This window comes from Oceanicaulis sp., from assembly GCF_965284345.1.
Classification (GTDB): domain Bacteria; phylum Pseudomonadota; class Alphaproteobacteria; order Caulobacterales; family Maricaulaceae; genus Oceanicaulis; species Oceanicaulis alexandrii_A.
Map to the genome: position 1 here is coordinate 722,475 of NZ_OZ260073.1, position 16,858 is coordinate 739,332.

General features: G+C 65.0%; 17 protein-coding genes. 9 read left to right on the top strand and 8 right to left on the bottom strand.

Annotation, left to right across the window (positions count from 1 at the left end; all coding sequences use genetic code 11):
- Nucleotides 1–10: 10 nt before the first annotated feature.
- Nucleotides 11–865: a hypothetical protein gene (locus ACQ66J_RS03640; RefSeq protein WP_430430524.1), complete on the top strand. Its 855-nt coding sequence runs from the start codon at nt 11–13 to the stop codon at nt 863–865.
- A 1-nt stretch (nt 866) separates the two neighbouring features.
- Here the strand turns inward: ACQ66J_RS03640 and ACQ66J_RS03645 are convergent, their stop codons facing one another.
- From ACQ66J_RS03645 to ACQ66J_RS03665, 5 genes are read right to left on the bottom strand one after another with little or no spacing between them, the layout of a single operon-like run.
- Nucleotides 867–2,384 (bottom strand): hypothetical protein, encoded by a 1,518-nt coding sequence (locus ACQ66J_RS03645; protein ID WP_430430525.1) that lies wholly within the window; start codon nt 2,382–2,384, stop codon nt 867–869.
- A complete protein-coding gene (locus ACQ66J_RS03650) occupies nt 2,381–3,607 on the bottom strand; it encodes a CCA tRNA nucleotidyltransferase (protein WP_430430526.1) in 1,227 nt (408 codons plus the stop codon). The genes ACQ66J_RS03645 and ACQ66J_RS03650 overlap by 4 nt, the downstream gene beginning before the upstream one ends.
- Before the next feature lie 15 nt (nt 3,608–3,622).
- Entirely contained in the window at nt 3,623–3,904 is a 282-nt protein-coding gene (locus tag ACQ66J_RS03655; protein ID WP_375548429.1) for a hypothetical protein, read from the bottom strand.
- Entirely contained in the window at nt 3,901–4,572 is a 672-nt protein-coding gene (locus ACQ66J_RS03660) for an NUDIX hydrolase (protein ID WP_375548428.1), read from the bottom strand. The genes ACQ66J_RS03655 and ACQ66J_RS03660 overlap by 4 nt, the downstream gene beginning before the upstream one ends.
- Nucleotides 4,569–5,153 carry a DUF1285 domain-containing protein gene (locus ACQ66J_RS03665; protein ID WP_430430527.1) on the bottom strand — a complete coding sequence of 195 codons (585 nt, stop codon included), beginning with the start codon at nt 5,151–5,153 and terminating at the stop codon, nt 4,569–4,571. Before ACQ66J_RS03665 ends, ACQ66J_RS03660 begins: the two co-directional genes overlap by 4 nt.
- A 66-nt stretch (nt 5,154–5,219) precedes the next feature.
- Here ACQ66J_RS03665 and ACQ66J_RS03670 point away from each other — a divergent pair, with 66 nt between their 5' ends.
- Genes ACQ66J_RS03670 through ACQ66J_RS03685 form a run of 4 tightly spaced genes read left to right on the top strand, consistent with a single transcriptional unit; the run spans nt 5,220 to nt 11,871 of the window.
- The gene (locus tag ACQ66J_RS03670) at nt 5,220–6,218 is read left to right on the top strand and encodes an AAA family ATPase (RefSeq protein WP_430430528.1); all 999 of its coding nucleotides are present in this window, start codon (nt 5,220–5,222) and stop codon (nt 6,216–6,218) included.
- Between the two features lie 6 nt (nt 6,219–6,224).
- Complete coding sequence (locus ACQ66J_RS03675; RefSeq protein ID WP_430430529.1) at nt 6,225–7,115, top strand: DUF58 domain-containing protein; 891 nt, start codon at nt 6,225–6,227, stop codon at nt 7,113–7,115.
- Nucleotides 7,112–9,826 carry a DUF4159 domain-containing protein gene (locus ACQ66J_RS03680; protein WP_430430530.1) on the top strand — a complete coding sequence of 905 codons (2,715 nt, stop codon included), beginning with the start codon at nt 7,112–7,114 and terminating at the stop codon, nt 9,824–9,826. Before ACQ66J_RS03675 ends, ACQ66J_RS03680 begins: the two co-directional genes overlap by 4 nt.
- Nucleotides 9,826–11,871 (top strand): hypothetical protein, encoded by a 2,046-nt coding sequence (locus ACQ66J_RS03685; protein ID WP_430430531.1) that lies wholly within the window; start codon nt 9,826–9,828, stop codon nt 11,869–11,871. The genes ACQ66J_RS03680 and ACQ66J_RS03685 overlap by 1 nt, the downstream gene beginning before the upstream one ends.
- On the opposite strand, the gene ACQ66J_RS03690 is transcribed toward ACQ66J_RS03685, so the two are convergent.
- Nucleotides 11,868–13,304 (bottom strand): PLP-dependent aminotransferase family protein, encoded by a 1,437-nt coding sequence (locus tag ACQ66J_RS03690; protein WP_430430532.1) that lies wholly within the window; start codon nt 13,302–13,304, stop codon nt 11,868–11,870. The two genes, ACQ66J_RS03685 and ACQ66J_RS03690, sit on opposite strands and share 4 nt — an antisense overlap.
- Before the next feature lie 94 nt (nt 13,305–13,398).
- On the opposite strand from ACQ66J_RS03690, the gene ACQ66J_RS03695 reads away from it, so the two are divergent.
- The 3 genes from ACQ66J_RS03695 (at nt 13,399) to ACQ66J_RS03705 (ending at nt 15,116) form a co-directional block, all read left to right on the top strand.
- Nucleotides 13,399–14,007: a YczE/YyaS/YitT family protein gene (locus tag ACQ66J_RS03695; RefSeq protein WP_430430533.1), complete on the top strand. Its 609-nt coding sequence runs from the start codon at nt 13,399–13,401 to the stop codon at nt 14,005–14,007.
- Nucleotides 14,008–14,109: 102 nt separating this feature from the next.
- Nucleotides 14,110–14,808 carry a pirin family protein gene (locus ACQ66J_RS03700; protein ID WP_430430534.1) on the top strand — a complete coding sequence of 233 codons (699 nt, stop codon included), beginning with the start codon at nt 14,110–14,112 and terminating at the stop codon, nt 14,806–14,808.
- Nucleotides 14,809–14,897: 89 nt separating this feature from the next.
- Nucleotides 14,898–15,116: a hypothetical protein gene (locus tag ACQ66J_RS03705; protein ID WP_430430535.1), complete on the top strand. Its 219-nt coding sequence runs from the start codon at nt 14,898–14,900 to the stop codon at nt 15,114–15,116.
- Here ACQ66J_RS03705 and queE read toward each other — a convergent pair.
- Together queE and queC are read right to left on the bottom strand one after the other, a co-directional pair.
- Nucleotides 15,113–15,742, bottom strand: coding sequence for a 7-carboxy-7-deazaguanine synthase (queE, locus tag ACQ66J_RS03710; protein WP_430430536.1), 630 nt, complete (start codon nt 15,740–15,742; stop codon nt 15,113–15,115). The genes ACQ66J_RS03705 and queE overlap by 4 nt on opposite strands.
- Nucleotides 15,739–16,461: a 7-cyano-7-deazaguanine synthase QueC gene (gene queC, locus ACQ66J_RS03715; protein ID WP_430430537.1), complete on the bottom strand. Its 723-nt coding sequence runs from the start codon at nt 16,459–16,461 to the stop codon at nt 15,739–15,741. The genes queE and queC overlap by 4 nt, the downstream gene beginning before the upstream one ends.
- A gap of 48 nt (nt 16,462–16,509) precedes the next feature.
- Here queC and cutA point away from each other — a divergent pair, with 48 nt between their 5' ends.
- Nucleotides 16,510–16,845, top strand: coding sequence for a divalent-cation tolerance protein CutA (gene cutA / locus ACQ66J_RS03720; protein WP_430430538.1), 336 nt, complete (start codon nt 16,510–16,512; stop codon nt 16,843–16,845).
- Nucleotides 16,846–16,858: the final 13 nt, after the last annotated feature.

Sequence of the window (16,858 nt, forward strand, 5' to 3'; positions counted from 1 at the left end):
AACGCTATCCATGGACGGCACCTCGCCTATGGAGCGTTACATGGTCAATACGGTTGGAACCCAAGGTCCGTATCTGGGCCCGAACGGCGCCAATGCAGCGACGCAAACCGAGACCGGCAAACCGCAGCCCGGCGCGTCCGGGCAGAACAACAGCGCGCAAAAAGCTAACGACACCGTCAGCCTGTCTGCTGCAGCGCAAGCGGTGCTGAACGGCGCATCGGCGCGAGTCGACGCCCTGCTCGGTGAACGCGGAGACGCGATCTTCCGCAACGCCCTGTCCGGCGCTCGCGCCTACAAGGACAATTTCGCCGCCACTTTAGAACAGCCCGGCCTTGATCCTGACGTGGCGCGCGACACCCGCATGAAAATGCTTGAGCGCGAACGCGAGGCCTTCACGGCGCCCGAACATACCGGCGACGTCCTGACCCGGGCGCGCGCCTATATCGAGTTTTACGATTCCCTGTCCGAGGAAGAACAAAACTCCGAACGTTATCGCGGCACCCGAGAGACCATGCAGGCGATTGTAGAGCAAGAATCGGCCAATGCCGGCGTAGAGGCGCCCGACCTCTCACTGTCTCAAAGCCCGTTTGATGCGCTGTTGAACGCCCTCTCTGACGGCGAAGGCGGCGTTGCCCAGCGTGACAGCCAGGAGGTGATCGATCAGTTCCGCGCCCGCATGGAAGCCCAGATCGGATCCGAAGCGCGCCAGCGTGAAAGCCAGGATCTGGAGAGTCGCTACGCCACCTTACAGGCGCTGATCGAACAGGCCCGACGCGGCGATGACAAGGCCTATGCGCGACTGGAAGCCTTGTCAGAGAATCGTCTTGAGATCGCCCCGGTTTCTGAAAGCGGCACGGACGAATGATCTAGGGCGTCAGAAAAGCTGGCGACCAGCCGGCCGTGAGCAATCCGAAAATGAAGCCCAGCGAAATCAGCGAGGCTGCGACGCCGCCCAAAATCAGCCAATTGGTCATCTGAAGCCAGATCGGATTTGGCGCACGGCGTGTTTCTAAAGGCGCGCCGAGATTTTTGCGGATGGGCTGGTCGGCCCGCATCTCTGCAGCATCTTTGGGCGACCCTGCCGCCCCTGTCGCAAACTGGCACAGTCGGGCCAGCACATCGACCGCCAGCCGGGCGCTGGCTTCATCGTCCATGTGCAGCATCAGGCTGCCTTCGCCGTGGTTGAGCAGCTTGCCGTCTCGCTTGGGCACGTCTCGCACCGCGGTGATCTTGGAATAGCTGCGAATTTCGTCCGCTTCCGCTTCCTCGATATCGTAGGGGCTGTCCTTGTCCTCGGGCAAACCAAACAGCACCAGCCGCAAGAGCATTTCCGCCAGACCGGCCCGATCGAGCGCGTTCAGGCGCTGGTCTTTCAGGCCGCCGCCATGGGCCAGCCATTTGCCGATCATCTCGATCCGGATCGCCGCCGCCACACCCTCCGACACGCCCTGGAGCGCGCTTTTGTCCAGGGTCGGCGCCGCCAGTCGTCCCAGCCCTTTGCTTGGTCTTTTATCCTTGGGCGGTTTGGCCTTGACGAACGGCCCGTCCAGCTTGCCGCGGAAATGCACCAGACACTGGTCCAGCGCATGACGCGCCGCGCGCACCGCCGCGCCATGGCGCACTTTTTTGGACAAGAGGTCGGATTCCAGAAGGCGATCCGCCTCCCACAGGCTGCGCGCGGCTTCGGACAGCGACGCAGACACTTTCAGAGGGTCGAGCGTTTGCGCTGTGACCTCTTCGCCATTGCGGATCTTGTTGTCCTGGGCGGTGAGCGCCTGATCGGCCTGGCTTTTGAGCGAATACAAGATCTGGTCAAACTGGCTGTCGCGTTCACGCGGCCAGTCATCGCGACGCCAGCGGCCCAGCTGGAAATACCAACGCGATTCCCCGCGCTGGAGCCGCTGGTTCAGATCACGGCTAAACTCGAGCTGCTCCTCGCCGGGCAAGAGATCAAAGAACGCCTCCACATAATCAAAGATCATGAGGTTGGCGGCGATGCTCCATTTCTTGCCATTGAGCGGATCGCGCGCGCTGACCCCGCCTTCAGCCTGAAACAGATTCTCAAACCCCGGCGCGTCCAGAACCGCCGACCAGTGCGCGCGATTGGCCTGCAGATAGGCGTCCGCCATGATCTGGCGCGCCCGCCTGGGAAGGTCCTTGATCTTGCGCTTTTCATTGGCGTTGTTGATGGATTTGGCGAGCTGGATGCGTAACGCCAGCTCGGCGTCCACCAGCGCGTTCTCAACCTCGTCTTCGGTGTAGTTGAGCGCCTTGGCGGTCTCTTCCAGCGCGCGGCGGTCATGCAGGTGCAAATCCGCGGCAAACAGCTCGCCGCTGCCGACCCGGGCGCGATAGCGCAGGGAGAAGAGCTCGGACAGGCTCATCCCCGCCCCTCGCTCGCCATGGCCAGGAGCGCCTGACGATCCAGCGTAAAGTCTGAGTCGATCCACGCCTCTTCGAGCTGGCTCAGAACAGCGCCCAGTTGCGGCCCGGTCTTCAATCCCGCTTCGATCAGATCGCGGCCATTGATCGGCAGATCAGGAGCGCGCCAGGCCGCAGCCGTTCGCAATCCCGCGTCCGCATCGCCCTCGCCTCGCGCTTCAGCCAAGCGCAAGCGATCCGACACGGTCTCTTTGCCCAGAACGTAGAGCGCGCGTGACAGAGCCTTGCCATCAAGCCCAGGACGCACGTCTCCTGCGCGCTCCGGCGCCGGATCGCACATGGCGACAAGACGGCCGGCTTCCGCGTTGGACGCTTTCATCTGGTCACACAGGCTACGCACGGCGTCACCCTTTCCCCCGCACAGCGCCGCCGCTCTTAAGAGCGTATCGGGCGCGCGCCCTTTCCCTCTGTCGGCGTTAATTATGCTTAAGAGAAGATTTAAGTCGAGCGGTTCCGGCCAAAGCGGTTGCAAAACGTGGCCCAGATGCATCGCTTTGGCCACAGCTCCGGGATCCGGCGCGGCCAGAAGTTTCTTGAGCTCTTTCCACACCCGTTCCCGCGCCAGACCGGCGAGTTTGGGGGCAGCCCGAATGCACGCGTCATGGCCTGCTTCATCGAGGGTGGAGCCATACCAGGCATTAAACCGGTAAAATCGCAGAATGCGCAGAACGTCTTCGGCCAGCCTTTGATCGGGATCGCCAATGAAGACCACGCGCCGCGCCTGCGCGTCCTCGACGCCATTCCAGGGATCAAACAGGCTGCCGTCGCGTCGCGCGTATATCGCGTTAAGGCGAAAATCGCGCCGGGCGGCGTCCAGCCTCCAGTCCGTGGTGAAAGCCACCACCGCACGCCGACCATCCGTGGTCACATCCTTGCGCAGGGAGGTGATTTCAAAAGGCGCGCCATTGACCACTGCGGTGATGGTGCCGTGCTCAATCCCGGTGGGGATCGCCCGGATACCCGCAGCCTGAAGCGCGGCCAGCGTCTCGTCCGGCGTCGCTTGAGTGGCGATGTCCACATCTTCGACCGGCTCGCCCTGAATGGCGTTGCGCACGCAGCCCCCGACAAAGCGCGCGGTATCGGCGTTCCCGGGACTAAGCGCGTCCATCACAGCGACCGTCGCCGGATCCGTCAGAAAGGCGTGCTGATCGGGATCAAGCTTCATCCCCCCTCACCTTCGCTAGATCGACCCGTCAGCAGGCGGCGGATCACGCTCTTCAAACTGACCGGGACGGATTTCGCCCTCTTCCAGGCGCGGCGGCTGATAGGCGCCGTCCCGGGAGCTGGCGTCCGTTTCCAGCAGCACCAGCACCACAAGCATGGCCAGCGCGGCGCCCATGCCGGACAGAACGCCCAGGGTCGCGGACAAGGGCTGTTTAAGCACGCCCGCCGCCGACAGCAGTCGCGCGACACTGTAGGGCAGAGCAAACGCCACCAGCATCAACAGAAATATGCGGGTCATCGGCTGGTCTCCTTTGAACGCCTGACGGGCTCGTCTGGTCGCCCTTGCGCATAACGGATGGACAAGGCGCGCAGCATGCCCGCCGTCGCGCCCCAGATATAGCGTCCCTTGTGCGGCATGGCGTAAAAGCGCCGCAACATGCCGGCGAATTCACGCTCTTCAAGCTTGTGATTATCCGGGTCCATCAGAAAATCGAACGGGGTTTCAAACACCTCCGCCACCTCGCCCGGATCGGGCGACAGATCAAAGCCCGGCTCGATCACGCCGGCGAACGGCGTCACGGCATAGCCGGTGCCGGTTTCATAACTCTCCCAGCGCCCCAGCATCGTGATCGCGCTCGGGGGCAGGCCCACTTCTTCCTCGGTCTCGCGCAGAGCGCAGTCACACAAGCTCTCGCGCCCCGCCATCTGGCGCCCGCCGGGAAAGCTGACCTGACCGGGATGGGCCTGCAAATGGTCCGCGCGCCGGGTGAACATCACAGTCAGCCCCGCCTCGCGCTTGACCAGCAAGGCCAGAACAGCCGCTGGCTTGAGCTTGCGACCTGCGGGCAGAGCCAAATCCGCGTTCAAATCCCCATCGCCGCGAGTCGGACGCGTCTCAACGCGCGCATCAACAGGGTCCAGCACAGCATGCAGCCGCTTGAGAATGCGGTCGGTCTCTACGCTCATGCAATCGGCCCCAGAGGGAAGAACACGCCGCGACTCCACACGCCCATCACCTGCTCGCCCTGATCATTTTCACCACGCTCCGCGAACTCCACAAGATCATAGAAGGCCGCGCGCGTGATCAGCGCCTCTAGGCGCCCGCGCACATGCACATAGGGTTCAGGCTCGCCGTCCTCAGCGATCTCAACGCGCAAGGGATGTTCAGGACCCGCGATCACGGCGTCATCAAGATTGGTCAGAAAAGCCAGCTTCTGATCCTGACCGGAGCCTGTCCGATCCACGCGCACGGCGGTGAAGGGCGCGGCCTCGACCTTGATTTTGATTTTTTCGACCGGGGTGACGAGATAAGTCTCGCCATCTGCATCTTTTCGAAGGATGCGCGCGAACAGCCGGACCAATTTTTCGCGCCCGATCCGCGCGCCTTCATGCCACCAGCTGCCGTCGCGTTTGATGACGAGATCCATCTCGCCGCAATACTCCGGCTCCCACCGATCCACCGGGGGATAGCCGTCTGCGGTATCGATCGCTTCAGCCGCCGAGAGCAGCGACTGCATTGCATCTTGTTCAGACTTCGGTGCGCCCATGGACACCTCCTCTGGCTGCGGCCATGTTTGAGGTTAGAAAACAGCCTCGTTCAAGGATGTAAGCCGATGCCCACCTCGAAGGAAGACGTACAGGCGCTTTCAGCACGCGCAGACGCTGCAACCGCACGCCTGGCCGAGGTTCGCCGCTCCATCGCCCGCTCCATTATCGGGCTCGATGACGTGGTCGAACAATCGCTCGCCGTGATCCTGTCAGGCGGACATGGCCTGCTGGTCGGCCCGCCGGGCGTGGCGAAAACCCGTCTGGTGCATGCGCTGGCGGTGGTCACGGGTCTTGAGGACAAGCGGGTGCAGTTCACCCCCGACCTGATGCCGGCCGATATTCTGGGCTCTGAAGTGCTCGACCAGGACGCCGACGGCAAACGCCATTTCCGCTTCATTCCCGGCCCGGTCTTCTGCCGCTTGCTGATGGCGGACGAGATCAACCGCGCCAGCCCGCGCACCCAGGCCGCCCTTCTACAGGCCATGCAAGAAGGCTTTGTCACCGTGGCGGGCGAACGCCATGACCTGCCCCAGCCCTTCCACGTGCTGGCGACCCAGAACCCGATCGAGCAAGAAGGCACCTATCCGCTGCCCGAAGCCCAGCTGGATCGCTTCCTGATGCAGATCGACGTGCCCTATCCTGACAAGGATCAGGAACGCGCCATCCTCTTGGCCACCACCGGCTCTGAAGACGCCATGGCCGAGCCGGTTCTGAACGCGCAGGAAATCCTGGACCTGCAAGAGCTTGTGCGCGCCATGCCGGTGGGTGAAGCCGTGCTCGACGCCATTCTGGCGCTGCTCGAACAAGCCCGCCCGGACCGCTCCAATGACCAAGAAGTCCGCGACGGCGTCAGCTGGGGGCCTGGCCCCCGCGCCGGTCAGGCGCTGATGCTGGCGGTACGCGCCCGCGCCTTGCTGCAGGGTCGTCTCGCGCCATCTACCGAAGACGTGCTCGCACTCGCCGAGCCCGTGCTCAAGCACCGTATGGCGCTCAGCTTCGCCGCCCGAGCCGAGGGCTTGCAGCTTGAGGCCCTGATCAACCGCCTTGCGAAAGCCGCCGCGTAATATTTGATGAGCCAGGCTCCTGCCCCTCTCCAACTGACCCGCCTGCGCCATGATGCGGAGCAGGCGGCGGCGCGCTTCCCGGCCTTGCTGGCCGAGGCTGAGCGTATCGCCGCCAGCGTCGCCCATGGCGTGCACGGACGGCGACGCGCAGGTCAGGGCGAGACCTTCTGGCAATACCGCCATCACCGGCCTGAAGACGGCGCGCGCTTTGTCGATTGGCGCCGCTCCGCCCAGGGCGATCATCTGTATATCCGTGAAGTGGAGTGGGAGGCGGCGAACGCCATTTATTTCTGGCGCGACGGGTCCGCCGGCATGCAGCTGCATTCACCCGGACTGCCCTCGAAAGCCGAGCGCGCCTCGGTGGCCCTGATGGCGATCGCGAGCCTGCTCAATCGCGGCGGCGAGCGCCTCTCGGTGCTGGGGGAAACCGGGCGCGCCCGAGCTGGCCGGACCGGGTTTGAAACCGTCAGCCGCGCTCTGGCGATGGGCGACGGAGAGGCGGACAGCGTTGAAGCTGCAGACCTGCCACGTCATGCCCGGCTTGTAATCGCCAGTGATTTTCTCGATCCGGTCGAGACCTGGCAGGCCCGGCTCAGCCGCTTCGCCGCCCAAGGCGCCAGCGGTGCGTTGTTGCGCGTCATCGATCCCGCCGAAGACGATTTCCCCTTCAAGGGCCGCACCCGGTTTGAAGCCGCGTCTGGCGGCGGGGACAGCCTGTTGTTTGGACGCGCTGAAGACGCCCGCACCGCCTATCGCGAGGCCTGGAGCCGTCATGGCGCGCAGCTGAATGATCTGGCGCGTCAGTATGGCTGGCGGCTGATCACCCATCGCACCGACCGTCCGGCGGCGAGCGCCGTGCTCGCGCTGTATCAAGCCTTGTCAGAGCCGCGTTCATGATCAGCCTGGGTCCGCTCGCCTTCGCCGCGCCCTGGGCGCTGGCCGCCTTCGCCGTATTGCCGCTGCTCTGGCTTTTGCTGCGCGCCACCCCGCCCGCCCCGGCGCGGATCGTCTTTGCGCCGCTACGCCTGTTGCAAAACCTCGCGCGGACGCCGGAAACCCCGCAATCCACGCCCTGGTGGCTCCTCGTGCTCCGGCTGGTGATGGCGGCGCTGGTGATTCTGGCGCTGGCCCGACCGATCCTGAGCCCGCAAACGGAGATCAGTACGGATCGCCCGCTTCTGCTGCTGGTGGACGATGGCTGGCGCTCGGCGCCGGACTGGCCGCAAATGCAGGCGCAAGCCCGCAGCCAGCTGATCGCCGCGCGCAGCGAAGGCCGCGACGTGCTGCTGGTCTTCACCGCGGCGCCCGCCAGCCCGAGCGATGTGTCTTTTGGTCCCGCCAGCAACGCCCTGGCCCGTCTGAACGCCCATGAGTTGCGCGCCTGGCCGCCGGCCCGCGAGGTAACCCGGGAGCGTCTGGAAACCGGCTTGAGCCAGCAAGGCGGGCCCGAACGCTTCGACACGATATGGATCAGCGACGGCGTCTCAAACGGCGACCAAGATCGCGCGCTGGCGCGGACGCTCAGCGCATCGGGACCCGTGACGATCGTCCTGCCTGCGCCTGAACGCACCGCCATCGGCCTGACGCGGGTCGGGGTGGAGCCCGATGGCTTCAACGTGCGTCTGGTGCGCGCGGACAGCGACTCCGAACGCCCGGTGACCCTTAACGCCACAGGCGCAGACGGTCAGGCGCTGGCGCGGATGGAGGGCGTGTTTGAAGCCGGCGAGCAACGCCTGGATCTGTCCGCCAGCCTGCCACTCGATCTGCGCAACCAGATCGCGCGCCTGTCACTCGACCGCTTCGGCTCGGCTGGCGCCACCCACATCACCGGCGATCGCTGGCGGCGGCCGCGGGTGGGTTTGCTGACGCCGGAGACCAGCGGCGAGCGGCAACCGCTTCTGTCTGACTATCATTACGCCCGCGAAGCGCTGGCGGGGTCCTCAGAACTTGTAAGCGGAGACCTCGACACGCTGCTCGGCACAGAACCCTCGGCGCTGGTGATGGTGGACAATGCGCGCCTCGAGGATGACCGCCTGACCGCCTTTGTCGAAGCGGGCGGTCTGTTGATCCGCTTTTCCGGGCCGAACCTGGCCACCCGCGCGGATGACCTGTTGCCGGTGCGCCTGCGCGAAGGCGGACGCCTGTTTGGCGGCGCCATGGCGTGGGAGGATCCCCAGCGCCTTGCAGACTTCCCCGATGAAAGCCCGTTCACCGGGCTTGAGGTCTCAACTGAAGCGCAGGTCACCCGCCAGGTTCTGGCCGAGCCCGGCCCCGATCTCGACGCCAAGGTCTGGGCGCGCCTGTCAGACGGCACGCCGCTGGTGACCGCAGACCGGCGCGGGCAAGGCTGGATCGTCTTGTTTCACGTCACCGCCGGGCCTGACTGGTCCTCCCTGCCCCTGTCCGGGCTTTATCCGGCCATGCTGGAACGCGTTCTATCGCTGAGCGGCGGCGCGGACCCGACCCCGCCCCAGGGCGGCGCCTGGGGGCTGGAGCGTCAGCTGACCGCGGACGGGCTTTTGACGGACCCTGTCGGCCAATCACGGATGATCGCCGCCGATCAGTTCACACAAGCGCGCGCCAGTGCGCAGACGCCCCCTGGCGTCTGGAGCCTGGGCGCGGCAAGCGCCGCGCTCAATGTGATGCAGCCCGGGGATGATCTGGCCATGATGGCGCGCGACCTGCCCGGCGCGACCTATCGCTCGGGCGATGGCGCGATCGAGACGCGACTGGCGGGGCCGCTCTTGAGTCTGGCCCTGATCCTCTTGTGCCTGGATGGTCTGATCACACTCATCCTGTCCGGGCGCATGCCCTTCGCCACACGCAATTTCGGCGCAATCGCCGTGCTCGCGCTGACCCTTGGCGCTCTGCCGCAAGACGCCCAGGCGCAAACCGGGCCCGTCATAGAGCAACAAGCGCTGGAAGTCCGGCTCGCCTATGTGCGCACAGGCGATTCCCGCATAGACGAGCTGAGCCGGGCCGGCCTCGCCGGACTGTCGCGCGAAAGCACCCGCCGCAGCGCGGTTGAACCCAGCACGCCCGCCGGCGTCGATATCGAAACTGACGAAATCCTGTTCTATCCGATGATCTACTGGCCCGTGACCGAAGACGCGCAAGCCCTGTCGCCAGAGGCCGCCGCCCGCGTCACGGCCTATATGAATGCGGGCGGGCTGATCGTGTTTGACACCCGCGACGGGCGCGCCAGCGGTCGCGGGCTCGCCCCGCATCCCGGGCTGGTGCGGCTGCTGGATTCCGTCGAAGTGCCGCCCTTGCAGCAAATGCCCGATGATCATGTGCTGGGCCGGGCGTTTTATCTTCTGACCGAGTTTCCCGGACGCTATCCCGACACCCGGATCTGGGTGGAAGCCAATCCCGAAAGCTCGGGCCGGGACGGCGCGTCGTCCGTGGTGATCGGCTCGGCGGACTGGGCCTCGGCCTGGGCGATTGACGAACAGGGCCGCCCGCTCGCTCCGGTGGAGGGCGGGCCGAGACAGCGCGAACTGGCCATCCGGTTCGGGGTCAATCTCGCCATGTACGCCCTGACCGGCAACTACAAGGCCGATCAGGTGCATGTGCCCGCCATTCTGGAACGGTTGGGACAGGATTGATGGACGCTGTGACGCTCGCCTTCTCCCCGCTCATCCCGCCCCTGCTCGCCTACGGGCTGGGCGCGCTGGCGCTGGCTGTGGCCGGATTTGCGTTGGTGCGCGGCCTGAAAGGCTGGCTCTGGCGAGCCCTGGCGGCGCTGGTTCTGACCGGCGCTCTGCTCAATCCGGCCCTGGTGCAGGAAACCCGTGAACCGCTGAGCGATGTGGCGGTGCTGATCACAGATGACAGCGCCTCCATGCAGATCGGCACGCGGAGCGACGCCGCCGTACAGGTCGCTCAAGCCATGCGCGCGCTGGCCGAGCGTGATCCGCTTCTGGACCTGATCGAAGTCTCTGGCGGCGCGTCCGAAGACGGCACCCGCCTGAGCCGCGCCCTCCAGCAAGGTCTGTCACAAGCGCCGCGCAACCGGCTGGCGGGCGTCATCATCGCGTCTGACGGACAAGTGCATGATACGCCCCCCAGCGCGGATGAGCTTGGGCTGGATGCGCCCGTGCACCATTTCCTCACGGGCGATCCCAACGCGCGCGACCGCCGCCTGATCGTCTCCTCAGCGCCGCGCTATGGGCTGGTAGGCGATCCGGTCAGCTTCACGCTGCGCGTCGAGGATGAAGGCGCGGCCACCGGCACGGCCATGGTCAATCTCTACGTCGATGGCGGCGAGCCGATCAGCGCGCGGGTCCAGATTGGTCAAGATGTTACTGTTCAGGCCGAGATCGCCAATCGCGGGCCCAATGTGGTCGAGATCGAGGTCGAACCGGGCCCCGGCGAGCTGTCCCTGATCAATAATCGCGCGGCGGTGAACGTCACTGGCGTGCGCGACCGCTTGCGGGTGCTGCTGGTGACGGGCGAGCCGCATAACGGCGCGCGCGCCTGGCGCAATCTTCTGAAATCCGATCCCAGCGTCGATCTGGTGCACTTCACCATTCTGCGCCCGCTGGACAAGGATGACAGCGTGCCGCCCAACGAGCTGGCGCTGATCGCCTTTCCGGTGTTCGAGCTGTTCCAGCTGAGCCTGCAGGAATTTGATCTGGTCATTTTCGACCGCTATCGCCGCCGCGGCATCCTGCGCCCGCTCTATTTTGATAACATCGCCAATTATGTTGAAAACGGCGGCGCGCTGCTTGTCACCACCGGTCCGCCCTTCGCCGGCGGAGAAAGCGTGGCGCGCTCGCCGCTGGCGAGCGTTTTGCCCGCTGTGCCGACCGGATTGATCAGCGAGGATCGCTTTGTCCCGCAGATCAGCGATATCGGCCAAAGACACCCTGTCACCCGGCCCATGCTGACCGGTGAGGGCGAATGGGGCCCCTGGTTCCGCAGCATCGGCGCCCGCGCCCTGTCCGGCGAGACGGTGTTGCAGGCGCCCAATGGCGATCCGCTGCTAACCCTGTCGCGCGAAGGTCAGGGCCGCGCAGCGATCCTGCTGTCTGATCAGGCCTGGCTGTGGGCGCGCGGTTATGAGGGCGGCGGCCCCCATGATGAGCTGTTCCGACGGGTGGCGCACTGGCTGATGGGCGAGCCCGAGCTCGACGAAGAACGCCTGAGCGCCCGGGTCGTAAATGGCGAACTGGAAGTGACGCGCAACACGCTGTCTGACGCTGTGCCCGATCTTGAGATCGAATGGCCGTCCGGCGCCCGCGACACGATGGCGATGACGTCCAACGGCTTTGGCGATTATGTGCAGCGCCTCCCGGCGCGCGAGCAAGGCCTGGTGCGCCTGCGGTCAGGCGAGCTGACCACGGTCACCGCCTCCGGCCCGCTCAATCCGCTGGAATATCGCGATCTGCGCCCCGATCCTGAAGGCTTCGCCACGCTGGTGGACTCAAGCGGCGGCGGCGTGTTCGCCCTGGGCGACGCCATCGACCTGCCCGACCTGCGCCGCACCAATGCGCGCGCCCGTCAGGCGGGGATGAACTGGGCGGGCCTGAAGCGCAACGCCGCCTATCGGGTCACTGACGCACAGTCCACGCCGCTGGCGCCCGGCCTTCTGATCGCGCTTCTGGTGCTGGGCCTGTTCGCCTTGGCCTGGCGGCGTGAAGGCGCCTAAAACACCGGGCTGGGCGAAGCGGCGTCACGGAGGCGCCCTTGCCCGGCCAGGCTCCTGGCCCAGGCCTGCTCCAGAATATCCAGAGCGTTGAGCATGAAGCTCCGATCCCGGCTGAACGGCAGGCGCAAGGCGGACTCGCCGCCCTGGTGCAAGTAAAACCGTGGACCCGGTTCGAGTTTCAGCCCCAGATCCCGCGCCGCGCTGGCGAGCGCTGGACTCAGCGGCGCCGGCAGCCGGAGCCAGAGCGACAGCCCGCCCCGGACCGGCAGAACCTGCCAATCGGGAAAGCGCTGCTTGATCGCCTCGTGCAAAAAGGCGTGCTCATCGCGCAAGGCCGCACGTTGACGGTCCACCGCATCGGGGAAGTCTTCAAAGAGGATGCGCGTGGTGATCTGCTCCAGCGGCGGCCCGCCCAGATCAATGGAAGCGCGCGCGGCGTGAACCTGATCGATTTTACGCCGGTCCGCCGCGATCCATCCGGTGCGCAGGCCGCCCCAGAAGACCTTGCTGGCCGACCCCAGGCGCACCACAGGCGCACGATAATGAGGCGGATCGATCAGAGGCGGCGGCTCATCCAGCCAGAGTTCTCTCACGCATTCGTCAAACACCAGGAGCGCATCGCCGCGTTTGGCGGCGCGCGCCAGACGGAAGCGCGCCTCCGCCGTCATGACCTGGCCTGTGGGATTGTGATGGTCCGCGATCAGATAGGCCATCTTGTACCGGCCCCGCGCCAGATCATGCTCCAGCTCTTCAACCGACCATCCTGAGTCATTGACCGGGTAACCGCGCATCTGAACGCCCGCCCGGTGAAAGGCATCAAGCGCATTGGGATAGCTGGGCAAGTCCACCGCCACCCGGTCGCCGGGTTTCAGAAAGGCGCGGATCAGAAGCACCAGGCCGTGTTGCGCGCCCTGACAGACCAGAAGCTGGTCTGGAGACAGCGCCACGCCGACATCGGCGTATCGCCGGGCGAGCACTTGGCGCAGGCCGGGTTCGCCGCGCATGTCATAGCCCGAATGCGGCAACAGCGCGGGCAGATGCTCCATCGCCTTGCGATAGGCCGGAGCCAAATCGGGATGAGCGCGCGTGGTCGCAGCCGCCAGGTCGAGCAGACCCGGATCCTGACTGGCGCCTTCCTGCAAGGCTTCCGCGCCGTCCGGCAGCACAATGACCGAACCTGCACCCTGCCCGCGTTCCAGGAACCCAGCGTCACGTAACACATCATAAGCCTGAGAGACGGTGATGCGAGCGACCTTCAATTCCTCGGCCAACCGCCGCTCGCCCGGCAGGCGCACGCCCAGACCGATCCGGCCATCCAGCACGGCGAAGCGCAAACGATCCGCGATCTTTCGATAAGCAGGCCCCTCAGCTCCCTCGCGCCAGCCCTGCATCAGGCGGCGCAGGCTTTCGAAGGACAAGGAATGATCAGACATTGCGGCATCCTGTTTCAGATCGTGGCGCCCGCATAGCGCCAAGATCTTCATCTTGGCTCTATTTTATAGAACCACTTTTGTCCACATAGCCCTCATGTTGATCAAGCGTCTTATTCAATTGCACCTGGGCCTGGCGGCCTATGGCGTTTCGCTGGCCCTGATGGTTCGCGCCAATCTGGGGCTTGATCCGTGGGATGTGTTTCATGAAGGCCTGTCAGGCCGGATCGGCCTGAGCTTCGGAATGACGGTGAATCTGGTCGGCCTGCTGGTCCTTTTGGCCTGGTGGCCGATCCGGCAGAAACCCGGCCTTGGCACTGTGATGAACGTGCTGCTGATCGGCACAGTCGCCGATCTGACGCTCTGGATCCTGCCTGAAATGACCGATTGCGCCCTGCGTGCGGTCGTCCTGGTCAGCGCCATCGGCCTCAATGCGATCGCCACCGCCAGCTATATCGGAGCCGGACTAGGACCTGGCCCGCGCGACGGTCTGATGACCGGGCTCTGCGCCCGCACAGGCTGGCCGGTGGGTCGGGTGCGTCTGGGGATCGAGCTGGTTGTGCTGGCGAGCGGGTTTCTGCTTGGGGGCACGGTGGGCATCGGCACCGTGCTCTATGCAGTCTCCATCGGGCCGCTGGTGCACTGGCTGCTGCCGCGCTTCACCCTGAAACCAAAATCCACACCCGTTCCGGCTCCTGCGGAATGATCCTTTCCAGTTCGGCAAAACTCACCGTCCAGACGCCCCGTTAATGCCGGCCCCTCCGCACGCTATCTATGTGTCCAACACACGAGCTAAGGAGGGTTCGTCATGATCGATATTCGACACTTTGAAGATCTGGGCGCGTTCCGGATCGACTGGCTGAACGCGAAACACCATTTCAGCTTCGGCTCTTACCACAATCCCAAACGCATGGGCTGGGGCGCGCTGCGCGTCTGGAACGATGACGAGATCCAGCCCGGCACGGGCTTTCCCCCGCATCCGCATGCGGAGATGGAGATCATCACCTATGTCCGTGACGGCGCGATCACGCATCAGGATAATCTGGGCAATAAGGGCCGCACGGTGGCGGGCGATGTGCAGGTGATGAGCGCCGGCAAAGGCATCCGCCACGCCGAGTATAATCAGGAAAGCGAGCTGACCCGCATCTTCCAGATCTGGATTATGCCTGATGAGCGCGGCGGCGAGCCCTTTTGGGACAGCCGCAGCTTTCCCAAGGATGATCGGGCGGGCGAGCTGGTGGTGCTGGCTTCGGGCCGCAAGGGTGATGACGACGCCCTACCCATCCGCGCCGATGCGCGGGTGCTTGGCGGCACGCTCAAGGCCGGCCAGTCCGCAAGCTATGCGCTGGAGCCGGGCCGTCACGCCTATCTGGCGCTCGCCAAGGGCGCGGTGACGGTCAATGACGAAACCCTGGGCCCGCGCGACGGCGCCGCGATCGTCGATGAAGCGAGTCTTCAGATCACTGCGATTGAGGACGCCGAAATCGTGATGGTGGACAGCCTCTAGCGCGGGATGTTCACCCGGCCTTAAGCGCCTCAAGGCCAGACTAACAACCGGTGGAGCTCCCTGCTCCGCCGGTTATTCTGGAGTTCGCCATGATGCGCCCTGCCCTTGTGATGTTCGCCCTCGCCACGCTGATGCTGACGCCCGGCTGCATCGTGGTGCAGACCGCCGATCTCGCGGTGGGCGCAACCGGCGCCGTGGTGGGAACCGCCGGCAAGGTGGTGGTCGGGACCGTGGACGCCGTGACCCCGGGCAAGGCCGCGCCCGAGGACAAATTCGTCACCGAGCTTTGCGAACAGACGCCCGCCTAGGGCACATTGATCCATTTATGCGTCTGCAGGCTGAGCATCCATTTGGGATGCTTGAGGCAATACTCAAACGCCGCTTGCGCGTTCTCCGCCTGCTTCGGTCCATCCATGGGCTGAAGCCGGAATTGCCTGAAATCGAGATGCTCGAACAGCTCGGGCATGGCCTCGGGCTGAGGGTAGACGAGCTTCAGCTCATCGCCTGTGATCTGCTTGAGCGGCGCTGTGGATTTGGGACTGACGCACACCCAGTCGATGCCCTGCGGCGCCTCGATCGTGCCATTGGTCTCGACCGCAATCTTGAACCCTTCGGCATGCAGAGCGTCGATCAGGGGCGCGTCGAGCTGGAGAAGCGGTTCCCCGCCGGTGCAGACCACATAAGGCTCGCCCCCGCCCGGCCACAGGCTGGCGACGGCGTCAGCCAGCGCCTCGGCGGTCTTGAACTTGCCGCCATTCACCCCGTCGACGCCCACGAAGTCCGTGTCGCAGAACTGGCAAATGGCGCTGGCGCGATCACGCTCCAGCCCGCTCCAAAGATTACAGCCCGCAAAGCGCAGGAACACCGCCGGACGCCCTGTCTGGCCGCCCTCGCCCTGAACAGTGAGGAACATTTCCTTGACGGAATAGGTCATGAAGCCGCCGCGCCCTCGCGCCACTGGGTCCAGCCCTTTTTGCGCAAATCACACGCCGGGCAGTCATCACAGCCATAGCCCCAGTCATGGCGTTGGCCGCGTTCGCCGCGATAACAGGTATGGCTGTGCTCAACGATCAGATCGACCAGCGCATCTCCGCCCAGCTCATCCGCGAGCGCCCAGGTCTGAGCCTTGTCCAGATGCATGAGCGGGGTCTCAACCCGTGTCGGCCGATCAAGCCCGAGCCCCAGCGCTTTCGCCTGGGTCTGGATCGTGTCCTCGCGGCAGTCGGGATAGCCCGAATAATCGGTCTGGCACATGCCGCCCACCAGCACGTCGACGCCGCGGCGATAGGCGAGCGCGGCGGCGACGGTGAGGAAGACCAGATTGCGCCCCGGCACGAAGGTCGAGGGCAGACCGGCCTCGGTCATGACGATCTCCATGTCCGCCGTCAGCGCGCTTTCCGCGAGCGCCCCATAGCCGGACAGGTCCACAAGCCGGTCCTCGCCCAGGCGGTTCGCCCACGCAGGTAAGGCGTCGAGCAGGGCGGCGCGGACGTTTTGTCTCGCGGTCAGCTCCACATCATGGCGCTGACCATAGTCAAAGCCGATGGTCTCCACCCGCTCATAGCGCGATAGCGCCCAGGCGAGGCAGGTGGCGGAATCCTGACCGCCGGAGAACAGCACCAGGGCCGCGTTTGAAGAAGAGCGTGTATCCATGTAGCCAGTATATCTTGCTTTCACCGCGCGCCTGCAAGGATCACATCCATGCCTGACACCGCCCCCACGATTTGTCTGCTGTACACCACCTGGCCGGATGAGGAGAGCGTGACGCGCGCTGCGCATCGCCTGCTTGAGAAAAGCCTGATTGCTTGCGCCAATGTCCTGGGCGCGAGCCAGTCCATCTATCGCTGGGAAGGCGAGGTGCAAAGCGAGCGCGAAATCATCGCGCTGTTCAAGACCTCAGTCGGCGCTGCAGATCAGGTCAAAGCGGAGATCGCCGCCCTGCACCCTTATGACGAGCCCTGTATTCTGACGCTCGACGTCAACAGCGCACTCAGCGCCGAAGGCTTTCAGAACTGGGTGATTGAGCAGACATCTTGACCCGGCGCTGATC